Raw genomic sequence first — 16,959 nt, 5'->3', positions numbered from 1 at the left:
TACATTATTGGTTTTGAAGGAAACTAAAAAAATTGCTATTGTAACGATTATCTCACTTTTAGTTGGTATGGTTGCGCTTGGATCAACTTATATAATTGGTAAAAAACTCTTTCAGAGCTCTCTCACATTGAAGGAAAAGGTGAGAATTGTTGTATTCTTTAAACAGAATTTAAATGGAGCTGATGTTGAGTCAACTATTTCAACGATAAACGCAATTGATGGGGTAAAAAGTGTCACTCTAACAACACCAGATCAAGCAAAAGAAGAGTTTATAAAAATTTTTCCTCAGTATCAGGGTATTTTGACAAGTTTAGGTAAAAATCCTCTTCCTTATTCTGCAACAGTTGAATTAAATGATATAAGTCTCGGAAAAAGAATTACAGATATTATTAAAGATTTGCAAACTGTTGATGTTGTTGTGTTTTCTCAAGATACCGCAAATAAAATAAACAATCTTATTAATGTAATTTATCTCATTTTTACATCTGTGATGCTTGCAGTCCTTGTTGAATTTATATTTACGGTTCAGAATACAACAACACTTTTACTTGATTATAGAAGAAATGATATAAGAGTGCTAAAGCTTATAGGAGCAGATGCGGTATTTACTTTTCTTCCTTTCTTGCTAATCGTTGTCTTCCTTAATTTGGTTGCTTGGGGTATATCGTATTATTTGATAGAGAAAGTTAATGAATTAAGCTCAGGGATTGTTCAGGGGATAATACCTTACGCAACTATTTCGGGAAATATTAACTTTAATATGTTGCTTTTTGTATTACTTATCTTTTCAATAGTTTCTTCGCTTATAGGAAGCATTATATCTATTTTGAGGTTTAGAAATGTTAAATGAAGCGAGGATATTTCATTTTAAAAAAATTGGTGCTAAGTTGTTAGTTTTAGTTTCTATATTAACTTTGCTTTTTAATGTTACTGTCGTTAAATCTGGCCTCGAAGAGGAGCAAAAAAAACTTGCTCAGTATAAGGCTCAACTTGAACAGATTAAGAAGAATATCGTAAGTATTGATCAATCTACAAGAGAGATTAATGCATTGGTCAATAATCTTTCAAGTGAGGTTTCATATCTTGAAGAAGAAATAAAGAAAACTCAGATAAAAATCGATGATCTTAACACACAAATTAAAGTAAAAGAACAGGAAATAAAAGATAAAGAAGCGGAAATTTCAAAAAGGCAAAAGGATCTCGAAGAGGCAATAAATCTTTCATATAAACTTACTGCAATTTCTCCTGTTGAACTTCTGTATGAAGGAAGTGATCCTGAATCTGTTTACAAAAGAATCACATACATAAGTTATATTTCTGATTATACCAGAAAGTTGATGGAACAAGCAGAAAAAGACAAGCTTCAACTTGAGAAATTTAAAAGCGATCTGTCAAAAGCAGAAAAAGAATATGAAGCAGTGTTAAAGGAGAAGCAGGAACAAGAGAACATACTACTTCAAGAAATTGATATGAAAAATAGGCTTCTTACAACGCTCAAGGAAAAGAAGACATATCTTTTGTATAAACAGAGCGAACTTGAAGAAGAAATCAAAAAGGAAGAAGAACTAATTCAGAAACTAATAGAAGAGCAGAGGAAGAAAGGTATTTATTCTGGTACTTTTATTTGGCCTGCAAAAGGTCCAATAACATCAGAGTTTGGAATGAGGTTTCATCCAATTCTTCATATATGGAGATTGCACGACGGTATTGACATAGGGATTCCCACAGGTACGCCAATTAAAGCCGCAGCATCGGGAACTGTTATAGCAACGAAGTGGCTTGAAGGATACGGAAATGTTGTAATAATATCTCATGGACAGAACTTCTCGACCCTTTATGCACATTTGAAGAGTTTCGTTGTAAAAGAAGGTGAAGAAGTTAAACAAGGGCAAATTATTGCTTATTCTGATAACACAGGTTGGTCAACGGGTCCACACCTGCATTTTTCAATTTACAAGATTGATCCAATAACTGGAAAGTCAACACCTGTAAATCCTTTAGATTATTTGCCGTAATTATCTTATTACGGGGTATTTTATTTTCCTTCTTTCTGGAATAATGTTCCACCAAACCCAAATTATAAATTGTTTCATATAGCCTACCTTATCAAATCTACGTGTAGATGTGTATACCTTATCAGTCCAAAAATAGTAAAACTTACCAAACTTTTTTGCCTTCTTTATGAGAGTTAAATCTTCGTTAAACGTCAATGACTCGTCGAATTTTATTTTTTTGAATATATCTTTTCTCACTATTTGTATAGACATTGAACTTTGGCTTACCCATCGTCCAAAGTTATAGAAATTAAACCATGCTCTTGCTTTAAATGAATCATTTAATGGTCTAAGAGAGGTTGCTATTATTACAACATCTCTCATTTTTGTAATCAATTCGTTCAATTCTTTTAGAAAATCTTTTTCAAGATGTGTATCAGCATCAAGAAAGATCAGCCATTGAGTATTTGAATTTATCAAACGTGCACCAAAATTTTTTGCAGCTGAGACTCCATTCTTTTCGAGTTTTGCAACCTGCATATCAAGTTTGGTTGTTTTTTTAAAATCATCAATTATTTCATTTGTTTTATCTTTCGAACCATTTTCAACTACAATTACTTCAAACTTATCTTTTGGATAGTTCAGATTTTCTAATTTGCTTAAGGTTTCGTATATGTAATCCTCTTCGTTATGAGCGGGAATGATAATTGAAAAATATAAATCATTTCCTAAGCTTTTTATTTCCATCTCATTTTTCATTTCCTTAGATTATAAGTAAATTTTGTTTTAAAGCAAATTGACTATATTTTTATTTTTGATAAAATAATTTTATGCCATAAAATAAATTTAGGTAGATATTTAGTTTAGAGAGGTGAGGCATGCAAGATTCAGAAATTTATATGAAGCTTTTGAAGGAAGTTATTGATAACAAATACAGGCTAATACAAGTGCTTATTGAAGAAGGGCAAAAGTTATATAAGTTAAATCCAACCGTTTACAATCCGTTTTATGCGGCTGACTTTATTTACAAGGTCCAAGAATATCTTTTGAATAAGGAGAAGGAAAATAGAGAATAAAGTACTTCTTGCTGTAACTGGTGGGGTTGCAGCATACAAATCTCTTGAGGTTTTAAGGCTCCTTGTAAAGAAAGGTATAAAGGTTAAGGTAGTTATTACAAGGGGCGGAGAGAAATTTGTTACTCCTTTTTCTTTTCTTTCGCTCGGCGCAGAAGAAGTATATACAGATAATGATCAATTTTCTGTTATTAATGGATCATCAATACATCTTGTGCTATCAAGGTGGGCGGATCTAATTGTTGTTGTTCCTGCAACTGCTGATTTTATTTCAAAAGTTGCCTCAGGAATTTCAGATAGTTTACTTTTGACAACGCTTCTTGCCTCAAGAAAACCTACTCTTATTGCTCCTTCTATGAACGAAAACATGCTTCTACATCCTGCAACTCAGAAGAACATTGAGATACTTAAAACATTTGGTTATAAAATTTTAGAGCCAGATGAAGGTTTTTTAGCAGATCTTGAAAAAGGTAAAGGTCGCCTTAAAGAACCAGACGAAATTTTTGAAGAGATTCTTGTTGAACTATCGCCTAAGAAATTACAGGGATTAAAGGTGCTCGTAACAAGTGGCTCAACGAGAGAATATATTGATCCAGTTAGATTTATAACTAATGGTTCGTCTGGAAAAATGGGTATCGCCTTTGCAAAAGTGGCAAGAAGATTAGGTGCAGATGTCACGCTAATTGTTGCACATACTTCTCAGAAATTGCCTTTCGGAATGAAAATTGTAAGAGTCGATACAACAGAAGATCTCTACAATGCGGTTGGTAACGAAGTAAGAAATTGCGATTTGTTTGTAATGGCGGCAGCACCATCTGATTACAAACCAAAAGAGTCGAAGCCTAATAAACTTCCGAAATTCAACAATCTTACATTAGAACTTATTGCAACTGTTGATGTCCTCAAGGAAGCCTCAAAATATAAAGATAACAAAATATTTGTAGGATTTGCACTTCAAACAGATAATCTTATTGAGAATGCTAAAAAGAAGTTAGAAGAAAAAAATCTTGATTATATAGTTGCAAATTTGCCTGAAAATATTGGAAGCGATACAGGAAAAATCCTTTTGATAGATAGAGCAGGCTCAATAAGTGAGTTTGAAGGCGATAAGGAAAGCATAGCAGAGTTTGTTTTTTCTAAAATATTCAAATTTTAATTAGGAGGTTAAGATGGTTAGAAACGAGAAAAAGAGATTTGTGACAACAGAGTCAGTTGCTGAAGGTCATCCAGACAAACTGGCAGATCAAATTTCTGATAAAATTTTAGATGAGATTATAAAACAAGATCCAAGTGGTCGTGTTGCTTGTGAGACCTATGTAACGCATGGTCTTATAATTGTAGGTGGAGAAATTACAACAAGTGCATGGGTTGATATTTCTGAGATTACTCGACAGACTGTAAAAGAAGTTGGTTATACTTCCCCAAAGTATGGTTTTGATTATAGAACTTGTGCAGTATTAAATGCAGTGGGAAGGCAATCTCCTGATATTGCAAGGGGAGTGGATAAAGGTGGTGCAGGTGATCAGGGAATTATGTATGGTTATGCTATTGACGAAACACCTCAACTTATGCCTCTCCCAATAGTTCTTGCCCATGGGTTAACCCAAAAACTTGCTTCAGTTAGGAAATCTGGTGAACCGAAGAACCTTGCACCATTCCTTGGACCTGATGGAAAAGCGCAGGTTACTCTCAGATATGAGGAAGGAAAAGCAATTGAAGTTACAGATGTTGTGATTTCAACTCAGCATACAGAGGAACTACTTGATCCTAGAACAGATGAAATGAGCGATGAAGCAAGACAACTCATTATCGAGAATATTGCAAAGCAAGTAATCCCTTCGCATCTTCTTACACCTAATACAAGGTTTCACATTAATCCGACTGGGAAATTCGTTGTAGGTGGCCCTCAATCTGATACAGGTATGACTGGAAGAAAACTTGAGGTGGATACCTATGGTGGCCTTGCTCCTCATGGTGGTGGTGCATTCTCAGGTAAAGATCCAACAAAAGTCGATAGGTCTGCAACATATATGATGCGTTATCTTGCAAAGAATATAGTTAAGGCAGGTATTGCAAAAGAGTGTCTCATTCAAGTGGCATATGTCATTGGAGAAACACAACCTGTATCATTTATGGTTGACACCTTTGGCACAGGTATTGTTCCAGATTCTGAGCTTGAAAGAGTCCTCCTTAAACTTGTGGATCTTTCTCCTCTCGGAATTATAAAACATCTTGATCTCAGACGTCCCATATACCAGAAAACTGCTTCCTACGGGCATTTTGGTCGTGAAGAGCCAGAATTTACCTGGGAGAGAACAGATTTAGTAGATGCAATAAAAACTGAATTGAAGATATAATGAGTAAGTTTGCGGGGGTTGCAATAGAAGATGCGTACTTTCCATTTGATGTGCTCTTCTATGAAGCCCCCGATTTTTTAGATATTGAAGTAGGATCTCGAGTTCTTGTTCCTCTTGGAAAGAATAATAGGCCTAAACTTGCTTATGTTTTAAAAATTGTCGATAAAATTCCTGAAAATTTGTCTAAGGATCAAATAAAAAGTGTAATTTCTGTTGTAGAAAAAAATCTTTTTTCAAAGGAAATTGCAAAACTTTTGTATTTTGTTTCTGAGTCTTTTCTTATCTCAATACATTCACTCATAAACAAAGTTTACGGGACATATGCAGAAGGCGAATTGATTCCAATTGTTAGTGTAGTTGATACAGAATCATTTGCCGATTTTAAAAATTCCTTAAAATCAGAAGATCAAAAGAATATCGCAAATATAATATTTGAGAATTTTCCTATTTCTTTATATAGTTTAAGGAATAAATCTAAAACAAAAATTGAATATTTAAAGCGATTTTTGAGGGAAATTGAGATTAAAAAACTGATCAACATTCAATATAAGCCGCCGTATCCGTCTAATAAGTTGCTTTCAATCAATAATGAGAAACTTTTTGAAGAAATGGTACACAAAAAAGGAATAGCTAAATCTATTAAGGAAGTTCTTATTAGAATAAAGAAAAATAGAGCCTTGCCATATAGAGACGCAATATACAAAATAAGAAACGGATTAGAAATTATAGAAATGCTTTTAAAAGAAGGCGTTATTAAAGAAATTGAGGAAGAAATACCGGAATTAGCAGTAAAAGATGAAAATAAAAGGTTAATTGTAAACGGAGGGAGTTTAAAGGAGAGGGTATTATACATATCAAATATTTTTAAAAGTGCATTGAAAGAAAAAGGAACTGTACTTGTGGTTGCTAACGAAATTGCGCTTATTAAAACACTAAGTGAACTTTATGAAAGCTTTTTCCCAGGAATTGTATTTGGGAACATAGGTAAGGAAAAAAGCGAAATTAGAAGGCAGTTAAAATTAGGCAAACGCATAATTATATCTACTCCATTTTCACTGTTTGTGGACATTCCGAATCTGCAATTTATTATTGTAGAAGATGCATCCTCTAAATATCATTTACCGCATGAATATCTTCCTTTTGATACAAGAATTGTTGCATACAAGAAAAGTGAATATGAAAATGTATCACTTATTTTTTCCACTTATTCGTTGGACGATGTAATTTATTATTTTCAAAAAGAAAAGGGTTTTGAACTTTCTAATATAAAAGATTTAAAAAACCAAAATAAAAGGATCATTGATATGAGAAGAGAGCCAAAATCCGACGCTCTATCTCCAATCTCTTCTTACCTTGAAAGCAAAATTAGGAAGGCATTAGATTCAAATAAAAATGTCGCAATTGTTCTAAACAGAAAACCGTATTCAACTTTTATTGTATGTGGTGAGTGTGGGTATGTTCATAGATGTCCTGTTTGCGGGAGTACTTTATATTTTGATAAAGAAGTGAATTTGCTTATTTGTCCTATTTGTGGGCATACAGAACAGCCAATAGAAAAATGTCCTCGCTGTGGAAGTTTGTCGATTCTTTATTTAGGTTATGGTATCCAGAAATTATCTAACTCTCTTAAAAATGTTTTCAGAAATACAAATCTTGTTATTATTGAAGGTGGAAGTGAAATAATTTATGATTCAAAGAATTTTGAAAAGACCATTTTTCTTGGAACTGAGGCAATCTTTTCTCATTTGAACTTTAAAAATGTAGGTCTTTTAGCTTTTGTAAGTGCGGATACATTTCTTAATGGAAGCGAAATTTATACTACTTTTGAGGCATTCAAGTACCTAAGGCAAGGAGCATTTGAAATCTATCCCAATGACATTTTCGTTGAGACCTATGAGAAGGAGAATTATATAATTGAAAACTTTAAAAAGGATAACGAATTCAACTTTCTGATGGTTGAGTTATCGTTTAGAAAAGAGTTAGGTTATCCTCCTTTTGTTTTTCTTTACGAATTTAAATTGAGCACAAAAAATATTCAACCGATATTTATGAATGACTTGAGTGATGCAAAAATTTATGGTCCGGTTGAAAAATTTAGTGAGGGTTCTAAAGTATATGAACTAAGTATAAGGACGCAAACTTATCCCCAAGATCTTTACAAGCTTTTTACAGATGCCTTTCGTAAAAAAATTATTGGGGCAAGAGTTTTTCCTGCCCCAAGTATTGTAAATGTAAACCCTAAAGATTAACTACTTTGAGCCAAGCACAACCTGAAGGTCCATCATTTTACCATTTCTCGAAACTGTTATTGTTACCCTGTCGTTTGGCGAGTAATTTCTTATTGTTGAAATTAGGTCATCTGCTGTTTTAATTGCTTTTCCGTTTACTGCCGTAATTACATCATATTTTCTAATTCCTCCCATATATGCAGGACTGCCAACTACTACATCGACAACAAACGCTCCCTCAGTATAAGCGATATTATATGAGTTTGCAATTTCTTGTGTCATTGTTGTAACTTGTATGCCAAGATACGGCCATCTTACTTTCCCCGTCTTTAATATACTATCTATAACTTTCTTTGCTGTATTTGAAGATACTGCAAATCCAAGACCTTGTGCATTCTGATAGATCATCGTATTGATTCCTATAACTTCTCCTTTGAGGTTCACTAAGGGTCCACCGCTATTACCTGGATTAATGGCAGCGTCAGTTTGGATTACTCCATACATTGTGTTGTTGCCCGTATCTATGTTTCTTTCTACAGCAGAAATAACTCCAAAAGTTACAGTATGGTCAAGACCATAAGGATTCCCTATTGCTACTACAAACTCACCAACTTTAACTTTTGATGAATCACCTAACGGAGCTGTCGGAAGGTTTGTTGCATTAATTTTTACAAGGGCAAGATCTGAAATTGGATCTGCTCCTAAAACTTCACCTTTATAAGTTTTGCCATTACTTAATGTTACTTCGATTTTTGTAGCATCTGCAATAACATGATTATTTGTTAATATTAAACCATCTTCTCTTATTATTACACCAGAGCCCAATCCTTCCTGTGGAATAACCTGTAGGAAAAATGGAGATATGACTTGGGTTGTAGAGACAATCCTCACAACAGCAGGTGAAACTTTGTTAGCAACTTCTTCTACTTGGTTTTGTATATCAATGAGATTGGTGGGTACTTGAACTTGTGTTTGATTTGTACCAATTTGAGTTTGTGGTGTTTGGCTCAGGATCCAAGGGAAAATGGTTGGGTTTTTAAACACGATAAACGTTCCAAAGATGCCACCCAAAATACTTCCGATAATAATACCTACAACAAGATAGACTATCCAACCTTTTCTTTCGTGATGCTCAAATTCTTCCATAATTCACCTCCAACAAATTAATTTTAAGCATAAATTGTGAAAAAAGTATGAAGGTTTTTTACTCCTCTAACATTTTCTCTTTGATTTCTTTCACTGCCTTGTCAATTTTTATCCTTAAATATCCGAGATTTACTTTTCTACTTGAAACAACTGCAAGGAATCCATTTCCAAGCGATGAAAAAATGATAAAGTCTGTATCTGTTTCAATAAGTACATGTTTTACTTTTCCTGAACCAAGGACCTTTGCTGTGGTTACACTGTTTCTAAAACTTGTTGCACACATACCAGCAACTGCATCTGGATCAAGATCTTGTGGTAGGTTTGCTTCCACTATTAATCCATCAGTACTTACAACTGCAACGCCTCTTACTCCTTCAACCTTTGAAAGTTCACTTAGAATCGTGTCCATTCGACCCTCCTTTTCCCTGCATTATCTCTATGCAATGAGGTATCGCTTCTTTTATTACTGTTAGCGAATCTATTGCACCTTTTGGATTTCCCGGGAGATTAATAATTAATGTATCATTTCTAATCCCTGAGATACCTCTTGAAAGAATAGCAGTTTTTACTGTCTTAAAGCTTTCCATTCTAATTGCTTCAGAAAAACCTGGTAATTCTTTTTGTATAACATCTCTTGTTGCCTCTGGTGTGACATCTCTTTTTGATGGGCCTGTTCCTCCACTTGTAAGAATTAAATCAACTTTTAGAATATCTGCGTAGAAGATCATTTTTTCTTTTAGAAGTTCTCTTTCATCTGGGACAATAGATGCATCTATCAAAACCCAGTTAGACTCTTCAATGAATTTCTTTAACATCGGAATTGTTTCATCTTTGTTTACGCCGGAGCTTCTTGTATCACTTGCAATGATTACTGCAACTTTTAGTTTAACGTTCTCCATATATTAATGATATCAAAAAATTCCAATAATCAAATATAATTTTATATGAAATACTTCAACGAAATAATAACAGTTTTTGAATGCGACTCAACCATGGATCTTGCTAAGAAATTAAAAAATTTCTTTAATCCACCTTTTGTTTTGCAATCAAATATACAACGTTTTGGACGAGGACAATACGGAAGAAGTTGGAATTCTAATTTTGGTGGTTTGTATTTTACCGAGGTATTGTCTTTGGAACAGATTCTTGGTTTTTCTACGTTCCTTTCAATTCCTATAATAAGAGTTCTTAAGCGATATGTAAATAGTGTTAAGGTAAAGTGGCCAAATGATATAGTTGTAGGAAGAAAGAAACTTGGCGGGATTCTCATTGAGAAAAGTGATTATGTTTATGCAGGGATTGGAATAAATGTTTCTAATAAAGTTTCGGAAGAATTTAAAAAGATTTCTGCACGTTTGTCAGACTTTAGTGAAGTTAACGAATTACACTTGTTTTATGAAATTTTGGATGAAGAAGAAAATTTGATTAATGAATTTTTAAGAAACGGCTTTAAAAATTTTGTTAACGAATATAACGAAAATCTTATCTTTTTAAATGATGAGATTGAATTAGAGTCTAATAATATTTATAGAGGAATTGTTGAAGGTGTGGGGATTTATGGTGAACTAATTTTAAAAACAAGGGACAAGGTTGAGAGAATATTTAGTGGAACTGTTCTTAACTTCTATAAGTAATTTTTAAAAAATTTGTTAGAAATTTAACATTTCTTATTGATTTTCATTTAAAATTTGTTATAATTTCAATTTATTTTTTCAAAAATATATGAAGGTAGATATGTCTATTGAAGACAAATTAAAACAACTTGAGGAAAAGAAGAGTAAAACTAAAAATTTGGATCCTCAAGCTGCTGAAAAGCAACATCAAAAAGGTAAGCTGACTGCACGTGAGCGAATTGATTTGCTTATCAATCTTGGCACTTTTGAGGAATTTGACCCATTTGTAAAAACTCGTTCAACCTATTTCGGCCTAGACAAAAAAATTATTCCTGCAGATGGTGTTGTAACAGGAATTGGATTGATAGATGGGAGAAGAGTTGCACTTTATTCTCAGGATTTCACCTCTCTTGGTGGATCTCTTGGGGAGATGCATGCGCTTAAGATCGTTAAAATGCAAGAACTTGCGATGAAACTTGGTATTCCTTTTGTTGCAATGAACGACTCTGGTGGAGCAAGAATACAAGAAGGTGTCGATTCTTTAAGAGGTTATGGTGAGATCTTTTTAAGAAATGTTAGGGCATCCGGTGTAATACCCCAAATCTCTTTGCAGTTAGGACCAACTGCAGGTGGTGCAGTATATTCTCCTGCCTTGATGGATTTTATCATAATGACCGAGCAAGCAACGATGTACATAACAGGTCCTAACGTAGTTGAGGCAGTAACTGGCGAAAAAGTAACTCATGAACAGTTGGGTGGTGGCGTTGTTCATAATGAGAAGAGTGGTGTTGCTCATTTTCTTGCAAAAAATGATGAGGATGCAATAAATATTGCTAAAACTCTTCTTTCATATCTCCCTGATAATTATCTCCAAGATCCACCTAAGATTGCAACACCTGATTCACCAAACCGTGAAACTCCATTGCTTCTTGAAATTGTGCCAGATGAACCAAATTTATCATTTGATGTAAAAGAAGTAATAAACGAGGTTGTTGATGAAAATACTTTTTTTGAAGTTCACGAAGATTTTGCCCGGAATGCAGTCGTTGGATTCGCAAGAATTAATGGAAGAACTGTGGGAATTGTTGCAAATCAACCAGCATATCTTGCGGGAGTTCTTGATATAAATTCATCCGATAAAATTGCACGATTTGTTCGATTTTGTGATGCTTTTAATATCCCACTTGTTACATTTGTCGATACCCCTGGTTATATGCCAGGGACAGCACAAGAACACGGTGGGGTTATAAGACATGGTGCAAAAATTCTGTATGCGTATTCGGAAGCAACAGTTCCAAAGATAACGATCGTCATGAGAAAGGCTTATGGTGGTGCATATATTGCAATGTGCTCAAGACATCTTGGGGCAGATGCTGTATTTGCATTTCCCCAAGCAGAAATTGCAGTAATGGGTGCAGAAGGAGCCGCAAATATTATTTTTGCAAAGGAAATTGAAACAGCAGAAAATAAAGAAGAGATCAGAAAGAAGAAAATTGAGGAATATAGAGAGCAATTTTCAAATCCATATCTTGCAGCAGAACGTGGTTATATAGATGATGTAATCAATCCAAAAGATACGAGAAAAATCATTTCCTATATGCTTGACTTCTTGAGGAGTAAACACGAAGACTCAGTTCCTAAGAAGCATGGAAACATTCCTCTGTAGGAGGGCTTATGAATTCACAAATAATAGAAGGATTCATGATTGGATTATATGGAATGACTATTACGATGTTTATTTTATTTTTATTGGCTTTAGTTATATATCTTTTTAAGTTTCTGAAACTAAGTGCAAAAGAAGATATTAAAAGTTCTCAGGAGGAAGTAAAAGGTGTTTTCGGAGAAACCTACAGGGAGTTAACATCTAAAAAGATGGTTGCTTTGAGTATTGCTCTTGCAAAATATTTTAACGAAAAAGGAGAAGCATCTGAAGTAAGAGTTTTAAGGACAACGCCTAATTATATTAAATCAATAAAGGAGAAGAGGTGGAAAAATGGGTAAGGTTTACAAGATAAGAATAGACTCTGAAGTTTATGAAGTTGAAATAGAAGAAGTTATTAAAGAGAATGTACAAAAGGTTTATAAGGAATATAAAGGAGTGGATAAGACACATCCAAAGGAAGCCATTAAGGAAACAAATTCAAAAGAGCCTGAAGATATAAAAGAAGAAACGAATCATGAGGTAGTGGAAAATAATGCAGAGTATGTTTTAGCACCACTTCCAGGAAAAATCTTAAAAGTGATGGTTAAGCAAGGAGATACCATTAAAAAAGGCGATGTACTTCTTACAATCGAAGCAATGAAGATGGAGAATGAAATTTTTGCAGGTTTTGATGGGAGAGTAGCGGGAGTTTATGTAAAACCTGGGGATAGTGTAAACACAAATAAGAGACTTTTAAAGATAGTGAGGTAGATATGGGTGGACTTTTAAACATATTATCTCTTTCGGGTTTTGCTGCATTAACAATAAAAGAAATAATAATGATTGTTATTGCAATTATACTAATCTACCTTGCAATTTTTAAGGACGCAGAGCCACTTTTAATGCTTCCGATTGGCTTTGGAGTACTTCTTGCTAATCTGCCGCTTTCGGGCATTGCTGATCCTCCAAATGGTTTCTTCTATATTATCTATAAATCACTTGTTGAGACTGAACTTCTTCCAATAATTATTTTTATGGGCATTGGTGCAATGACAGATTTTGGTCCGCTTATTGCAAATCCGTGGACAATGCTTATGGGGGCAGGTGCACAATTTGGTATTTTTATTGCATTACTTTTTTCGCTTCTTCTTGGGTTTAATATAAAAGAAGCTGCATCAATTGGTATTATAGGTGGTGCTGATGGACCTACTGCAATTTATACTACAGTAAAACTTGCACCCCATTTGTTAGGTCCAATTGCTGTAGCTGCTTATACATATATGTCTATGGTTCCGATCATTCAACCACCGATAATGAGACTTCTTACTACTAAGAAAGAGAGAAGTGTCGTAATGGAACAACTTCGTCCTGTTTCAAGATTGGAAAAAATAATTTTCCCCATAGTTGTAACAATTCTTGTAGGTCTTTTGTTTCCACCAATTGTTCCTCTTATCGGTGCGTTGATGCTTGGAAACATTTTTAGGGAATCTGGTGTTGTTGAAAGGCTTACGCATACAGCTGCGAATGAATTGATTAATATTGCAACTATTTTTCTTGCAACCACAGTTGGTTCTACAATGAAAGGAGATACATTCCTAACCTTAAAAACAGTTGAAATTATAGTTCTCGGAGTAGTAGCATTTGGTGGAGGGACAGTTGGAGGACTCCTTATAGGAAAATTATTTTACATTTTTACAGGCGGAAAGGTCAATCCTCTTATTGGTTCTGCTGGTGTGTCTGCTGTGCCTATGTCTGCAAGGGTTTCTCAAAAAGTTGGCCAAGAGGAAAACCCTGGAAACTTTTTACTTATGCATGCAATGGGGCCCAATGTATCAGGTGTTATTGGCACTGCAGTAGTTGCGGGAATTCTCATAACTCTTCTTACGCACTAAAAACTTGAATTGTAGATTTATAAAGCGGAGGAATTACCTCCGCTGATTTTTTTATTTGCAAGTCTAAACTTTAAATTCACGCTGTTTGCATAGCTTATACTTTCGTTGCCTATTTTATTTCTTACTTTATCAATGGCAGTTAATAACTTTTCATTTTTTTCTTCATTGTGGTTAAAAAGTGTGTAAGGTATATGATTCAAATGTGTTGCTGAAACTCCAAGAAGACGAACCTTTTGTCCACTGTAAATTTCGAAAAACAATTTTAATACTTCCTGATAAATTTGAGAATCAAGGTTTGTTTTTTCGATGTTTTTACTATGAGAAAATGTTGAAAAATCCTCATATCTTATTGTAAGAGTGATTCTCTTGGCAAGTAAACTTTTTAATCTTAGCCTATAGCAAATGTTGGAAGATAATCTTCTTAAAACTCCTTTTATAACTTCGATGTCGTCTGTGTCAAAATCTAGAGTTGTTGAATTACCTATAGATTTTTCTTCCTCTTTTTCGAACTCTGCTACAACTTCAGAATTATCTATGCCATGTGCTGCATTATAGATAAAAACACCATAAGTGTGGAAAACTTTAATAAGTTCGTTGATTCCGATTTTCTGTAGCTGTTCTATGGTTTCTACATTGAATTTCTTCTTTAAAACTTCTTCTATTTTTTTACCTACACCAGGTATTTTTGATACTTGAAGTTTTCTAAGAAAAGTATCAGCCTCCTCTTTTGTAATAACAAGTAGGCCATTTGGTTTTGCTTCTTTTGATGCAATTTTTGCAATGAGCTTGTTATAACTTATGCCTATGGTTGATGGAAGCGAAAATTTATCGAAAATTTCCTTTTTGATCTCTAATCCAATAACTCTTGCTTCCTCATAATCTTTTACCTTATATGTAAGATCTAAGAACGCTTCGTCAATTGAGAATCTTTCAACAGTTGGTGCATATCTTATAAGGATTTCGTAAATTTCATCGGAAATTTTTTCATATAAGTTCATATCTCCTTTTACTAAAATAAGATTAGGAAATAATTTTAGTGCTTCTTTAACGGGCATTCCCGATTTAATGCCATAGGTACGTGCTTCATATGAAGCTGTTGCAATAACCGATCTTCCATCAGGGTGATTTGTTATTCCTATTGGTTTCCCTTTAAGCCATGGTCTTCTTGCTTGCTCAATTGATGCGAAAAACGCATCCATGTCTATGTGTGCAATAATTTTCTCCATACATTAAATTATACGAAAAAATTTTCGTATGTCAATTTTGTATCGTTCGTTGCCAAATGAAACAAATTTTTATGAAAATTATTTTATTTTAAAGGAGTGTGTGTTATAATTAAATAAGAAAAATTTTTTTACATAAGGAGGAAACAATGAGCGGATTAGATACTGCAAGTGCAATTTTGAGTTGGCTTTTCTGGATTTTTATCATTATCTCTATTCTTTCTCCTGCGTTTCAACAGAAAAACCTCGAATTGCAAAGACTGGATCTAATAAGGAGATTTGAGCAGAAGAGAAAATCGAGAGTCATTCTTCTTATCCACAGACAAGAAACAATGAGCCTACTTGGAATACCTATAAGCAGATATATAAGTATTGAGGATTCTGAAGCAATTTTGAGAGCAATAAGGCTTACACCACCAGAAATGCCTATTGATATCATTCTTCATACACCTGGTGGGCTTGTGCTTGCTACGGAACAGATTGCTCAAGCTCTTGTCAGGCACAAAGGAAAGGTAACTGTTTTTATCCCTCACTATGCTATGAGTGGTGGTACCATGCTTGCTCTTGCTTCGGATGAGATTGTAATGGACGAAAATGCAGTACTTGGACCAGTTGATCCACAGATCGGTAACTATCCTGCAGCATCAATTATAAAAGTGTTAGAAGAGAAAAATAAAGACAGAATTGATGATGAAACTCTTATTCTTGCTGATGTTTCAAAAAAGGCTATGGTTCAAGTAAAAGAATTTGTGAAAAAATTATTACTTGCAAATGGAAGATCGGAGGATGACGCAGAGAGAATTTCAACAATGCTTACAGAGGGACGTTGGACTCATGATTACCCAATAACATTTGAAGAAGCAAAGGATATTGGATTAAATGTATCCTCTGAAATGCCTCGCGAAATTTACGAATTAATGGATCTATATCCACAAAATCCTTCTATGAGACCATCGGTTCAGTATGTTCCGCTTCCGTATAAAGCACCTGAAAGATCAGTTCCTCAAAAACCTCAAAAATGAGAGACAGAAATATAAATACTATTGAGAGTATTATAAGAGTTGCGCTTGGGGTCTTTATATTCTTTGTTGGGTATGAAATAACGGATTTTGTAGGAAAATATGAGAGTGGGGGTTTTCCCCACTCAAATTTTTATGGCTTTGTATTTAAGTTTCATAATCCTTTGCAGGTACTACTTTTCTTTGTTGGGTTTGTTCTTTTCCTTACAGGGATTACGGGATTTTGCCCTTTCAAGAAATTGTTTTTGAAAAGATAATTCTTATCCCAAAAATTGAAATTGAGCAATATATATGAGACTTTTTAAAGCCTAATTTTGCAAATGCTTTTTGTGAAGAAATATTTTTCTCTTCAATTTCTACGTGTGCAGTATTGTATCCGAGTTCCCTATATTTTTCAATAACATATTTTACTTCGGCATATATAGAAGAGAGTCCCCTAAATTTTTCAAAAGTGAAACAATCGTAAAAGTAAAGTTCTTTCTCCTTCAACTTAAAAAGCGAAAACCTAAAAGGTCTGTCAGCGAAAAAGCAAAAAGATACAAATTCATCATCTATAAATGTTGCAACCATCTTATGTTGCAATGCAAACCTTAATTTTACTGAAATGATTTTATCTTCTCCGAAATGTAAAGAAAGTTTATTTAATATGGTGTCCTTTGCGTCTTCAAAATTTGTGAAAATTGTGTGTTTAAATTTTACTTTCGTTTCAAAAGGTTTTACCTCATTTATATTTAAGGTGTAATGGTAAATCTTTTTAATCTCAAGCACAATT

The 16,959-nt window shown here is 33.9% G+C and carries 19 protein-coding genes; 13 read left to right on the top strand and 6 right to left on the bottom strand.

The genetic code is table 11. The features are described from left to right. The first annotated feature begins 13 nt into the window (after window positions 1–13). A complete protein-coding gene (locus ACP5SP_RS01475) occupies window positions 14–850 on the top strand; it encodes a cell division protein FtsX (protein ID WP_416084835.1) in 837 nt (278 codons plus the stop codon). Further along, on the top strand, window positions 840–2,015 hold the full coding sequence (locus tag ACP5SP_RS01470; protein ID WP_416084834.1) for a murein hydrolase activator EnvC family protein: 1,176 nt from the start codon (window positions 840–842) through the stop codon (window positions 2,013–2,015). The genes ACP5SP_RS01475 and ACP5SP_RS01470 overlap by 11 nt, the downstream gene beginning before the upstream one ends. Here ACP5SP_RS01470 and ACP5SP_RS01465 read toward each other — a convergent pair whose 3' ends face one another. Beyond that, window positions 2,016–2,753: a glycosyltransferase gene (locus tag ACP5SP_RS01465; protein WP_424586386.1), complete on the bottom strand. Its 738-nt coding sequence runs from the start codon at window positions 2,751–2,753 to the stop codon at window positions 2,016–2,018. It abuts the gene before it with no gap. A 119-nt stretch (window positions 2,754–2,872) separates the two neighbouring features. Between ACP5SP_RS01465 and ACP5SP_RS01460 the strand changes: the two genes are divergently transcribed. From ACP5SP_RS01460 to ACP5SP_RS01445, 4 genes are read left to right on the top strand one after another with little or no spacing between them, the layout of a single operon-like run. Next, on the top strand, window positions 2,873–3,070 hold the full coding sequence (locus ACP5SP_RS01460; protein WP_424586385.1) for a hypothetical protein: 198 nt from the start codon (window positions 2,873–2,875) through the stop codon (window positions 3,068–3,070). Further along, complete coding sequence (coaBC, locus tag ACP5SP_RS01455; protein WP_424586394.1) at window positions 3,045–4,223, top strand: bifunctional phosphopantothenoylcysteine decarboxylase/phosphopantothenate--cysteine ligase CoaBC; 1,179 nt, start codon at window positions 3,045–3,047, stop codon at window positions 4,221–4,223. The genes ACP5SP_RS01460 and coaBC overlap by 26 nt, the downstream gene beginning before the upstream one ends. Window positions 4,224–4,236: 13 nt before the next feature. After that, the gene (metK, locus tag ACP5SP_RS01450; RefSeq protein WP_424586384.1) at window positions 4,237–5,424 is read left to right on the top strand and encodes a methionine adenosyltransferase; all 1,188 of its coding nucleotides are present in this window, start codon (window positions 4,237–4,239) and stop codon (window positions 5,422–5,424) included. Next, the gene (locus tag ACP5SP_RS01445) at window positions 5,424–7,673 is read left to right on the top strand and encodes a hypothetical protein (RefSeq protein WP_428075908.1); all 2,250 of its coding nucleotides are present in this window, start codon (window positions 5,424–5,426) and stop codon (window positions 7,671–7,673) included. Before metK ends, ACP5SP_RS01445 begins: the two co-directional genes overlap by 1 nt. Here ACP5SP_RS01445 and ACP5SP_RS01440 read toward each other — a convergent pair whose 3' ends face one another. The 3 genes from ACP5SP_RS01440 to ACP5SP_RS01430 are packed head-to-tail and all read right to left on the bottom strand — an operon-like array spanning window position 7,674 to window position 9,697. After that, window positions 7,674–8,798 (bottom strand): S1C family serine protease, encoded by a 1,125-nt coding sequence (locus ACP5SP_RS01440; RefSeq protein WP_416084829.1) that lies wholly within the window; start codon window positions 8,796–8,798, stop codon window positions 7,674–7,676. A gap of 58 nt (window positions 8,799–8,856) precedes the next feature. After that, on the bottom strand, window positions 8,857–9,207 hold the full coding sequence (locus tag ACP5SP_RS01435) for a roadblock/LC7 domain-containing protein (protein WP_416084828.1): 351 nt from the start codon (window positions 9,205–9,207) through the stop codon (window positions 8,857–8,859). Then, window positions 9,188–9,697, bottom strand: a complete 510-nt coding sequence (locus ACP5SP_RS01430) for a MogA/MoaB family molybdenum cofactor biosynthesis protein (RefSeq protein ID WP_424596566.1) — start codon at window positions 9,695–9,697, stop codon at window positions 9,188–9,190. Before ACP5SP_RS01430 ends, ACP5SP_RS01435 begins: the two co-directional genes overlap by 20 nt. A gap of 45 nt (window positions 9,698–9,742) precedes the next feature. Between ACP5SP_RS01430 and ACP5SP_RS01425 the strand changes: the two genes are divergently transcribed. The 5 genes from ACP5SP_RS01425 (at window position 9,743) to ACP5SP_RS01405 (ending at window position 13,945) form a co-directional block, all read left to right on the top strand. Further along, entirely contained in the window at window positions 9,743–10,432 is a 690-nt protein-coding gene (locus tag ACP5SP_RS01425; protein ID WP_424606581.1) for a biotin--[acetyl-CoA-carboxylase] ligase, read from the top strand. A 100-nt stretch (window positions 10,433–10,532) separates the two neighbouring features. Continuing rightward, a complete protein-coding gene (locus tag ACP5SP_RS01420; protein ID WP_428075904.1) occupies window positions 10,533–12,077 on the top strand; it encodes an acyl-CoA carboxylase subunit beta in 1,545 nt (514 codons plus the stop codon). An 8-nt stretch (window positions 12,078–12,085) separates the two neighbouring features. Further along, a complete protein-coding gene (locus ACP5SP_RS01415; protein WP_416084824.1) occupies window positions 12,086–12,412 on the top strand; it encodes an OadG family protein in 327 nt (108 codons plus the stop codon). Beyond that, complete coding sequence (locus ACP5SP_RS01410) at window positions 12,405–12,824, top strand: acetyl-CoA carboxylase biotin carboxyl carrier protein subunit (protein ID WP_428066413.1); 420 nt, start codon at window positions 12,405–12,407, stop codon at window positions 12,822–12,824. Before ACP5SP_RS01415 ends, ACP5SP_RS01410 begins: the two co-directional genes overlap by 8 nt. 2 nt (window positions 12,825–12,826) lie before the next feature. Next, window positions 12,827–13,945 carry a sodium ion-translocating decarboxylase subunit beta gene (locus ACP5SP_RS01405; RefSeq protein ID WP_424586378.1) on the top strand — a complete coding sequence of 373 codons (1,119 nt, stop codon included), beginning with the start codon at window positions 12,827–12,829 and terminating at the stop codon, window positions 13,943–13,945. A 17-nt stretch (window positions 13,946–13,962) separates the two neighbouring features. Here the strand turns inward: ACP5SP_RS01405 and dinB are convergent, their stop codons facing one another. Further along, window positions 13,963–15,171 (bottom strand): DNA polymerase IV, encoded by a 1,209-nt coding sequence (dinB, locus tag ACP5SP_RS01400; protein WP_428075902.1) that lies wholly within the window; start codon window positions 15,169–15,171, stop codon window positions 13,963–13,965. A gap of 146 nt (window positions 15,172–15,317) precedes the next feature. On the opposite strand from dinB, the gene ACP5SP_RS01395 reads away from it, so the two are divergent. Together ACP5SP_RS01395 and ACP5SP_RS01390 are read left to right on the top strand one after the other, a co-directional pair. Beyond that, window positions 15,318–16,190, top strand: coding sequence for an SDH family Clp fold serine proteinase (locus tag ACP5SP_RS01395; protein WP_416084820.1), 873 nt, complete (start codon window positions 15,318–15,320; stop codon window positions 16,188–16,190). Next, window positions 16,187–16,444 carry a YgaP family membrane protein gene (locus ACP5SP_RS01390; RefSeq protein ID WP_416084819.1) on the top strand — a complete coding sequence of 86 codons (258 nt, stop codon included), beginning with the start codon at window positions 16,187–16,189 and terminating at the stop codon, window positions 16,442–16,444. Before ACP5SP_RS01395 ends, ACP5SP_RS01390 begins: the two co-directional genes overlap by 4 nt. Here the strand turns inward: ACP5SP_RS01390 and ACP5SP_RS01385 are convergent. Further along, window positions 16,419–16,955, bottom strand: coding sequence for a GNAT family N-acetyltransferase (locus ACP5SP_RS01385; RefSeq protein ID WP_424586376.1), 537 nt, complete (start codon window positions 16,953–16,955; stop codon window positions 16,419–16,421). The genes ACP5SP_RS01390 and ACP5SP_RS01385 overlap by 26 nt on opposite strands. Between the last annotated feature and the right edge of the window lie 4 nt (window positions 16,956–16,959).

It is taken from the genome of Caldisericum sp. (assembly GCF_049967455.1).
Classification (GTDB): domain Bacteria; phylum Caldisericota; class Caldisericia; order Caldisericales; family Caldisericaceae; genus Caldisericum; species Caldisericum exile_A.
The sequence above is the reverse complement of the archived record's forward strand: the minus strand, read 5'-3'. Positions and strand labels throughout refer to the sequence as shown.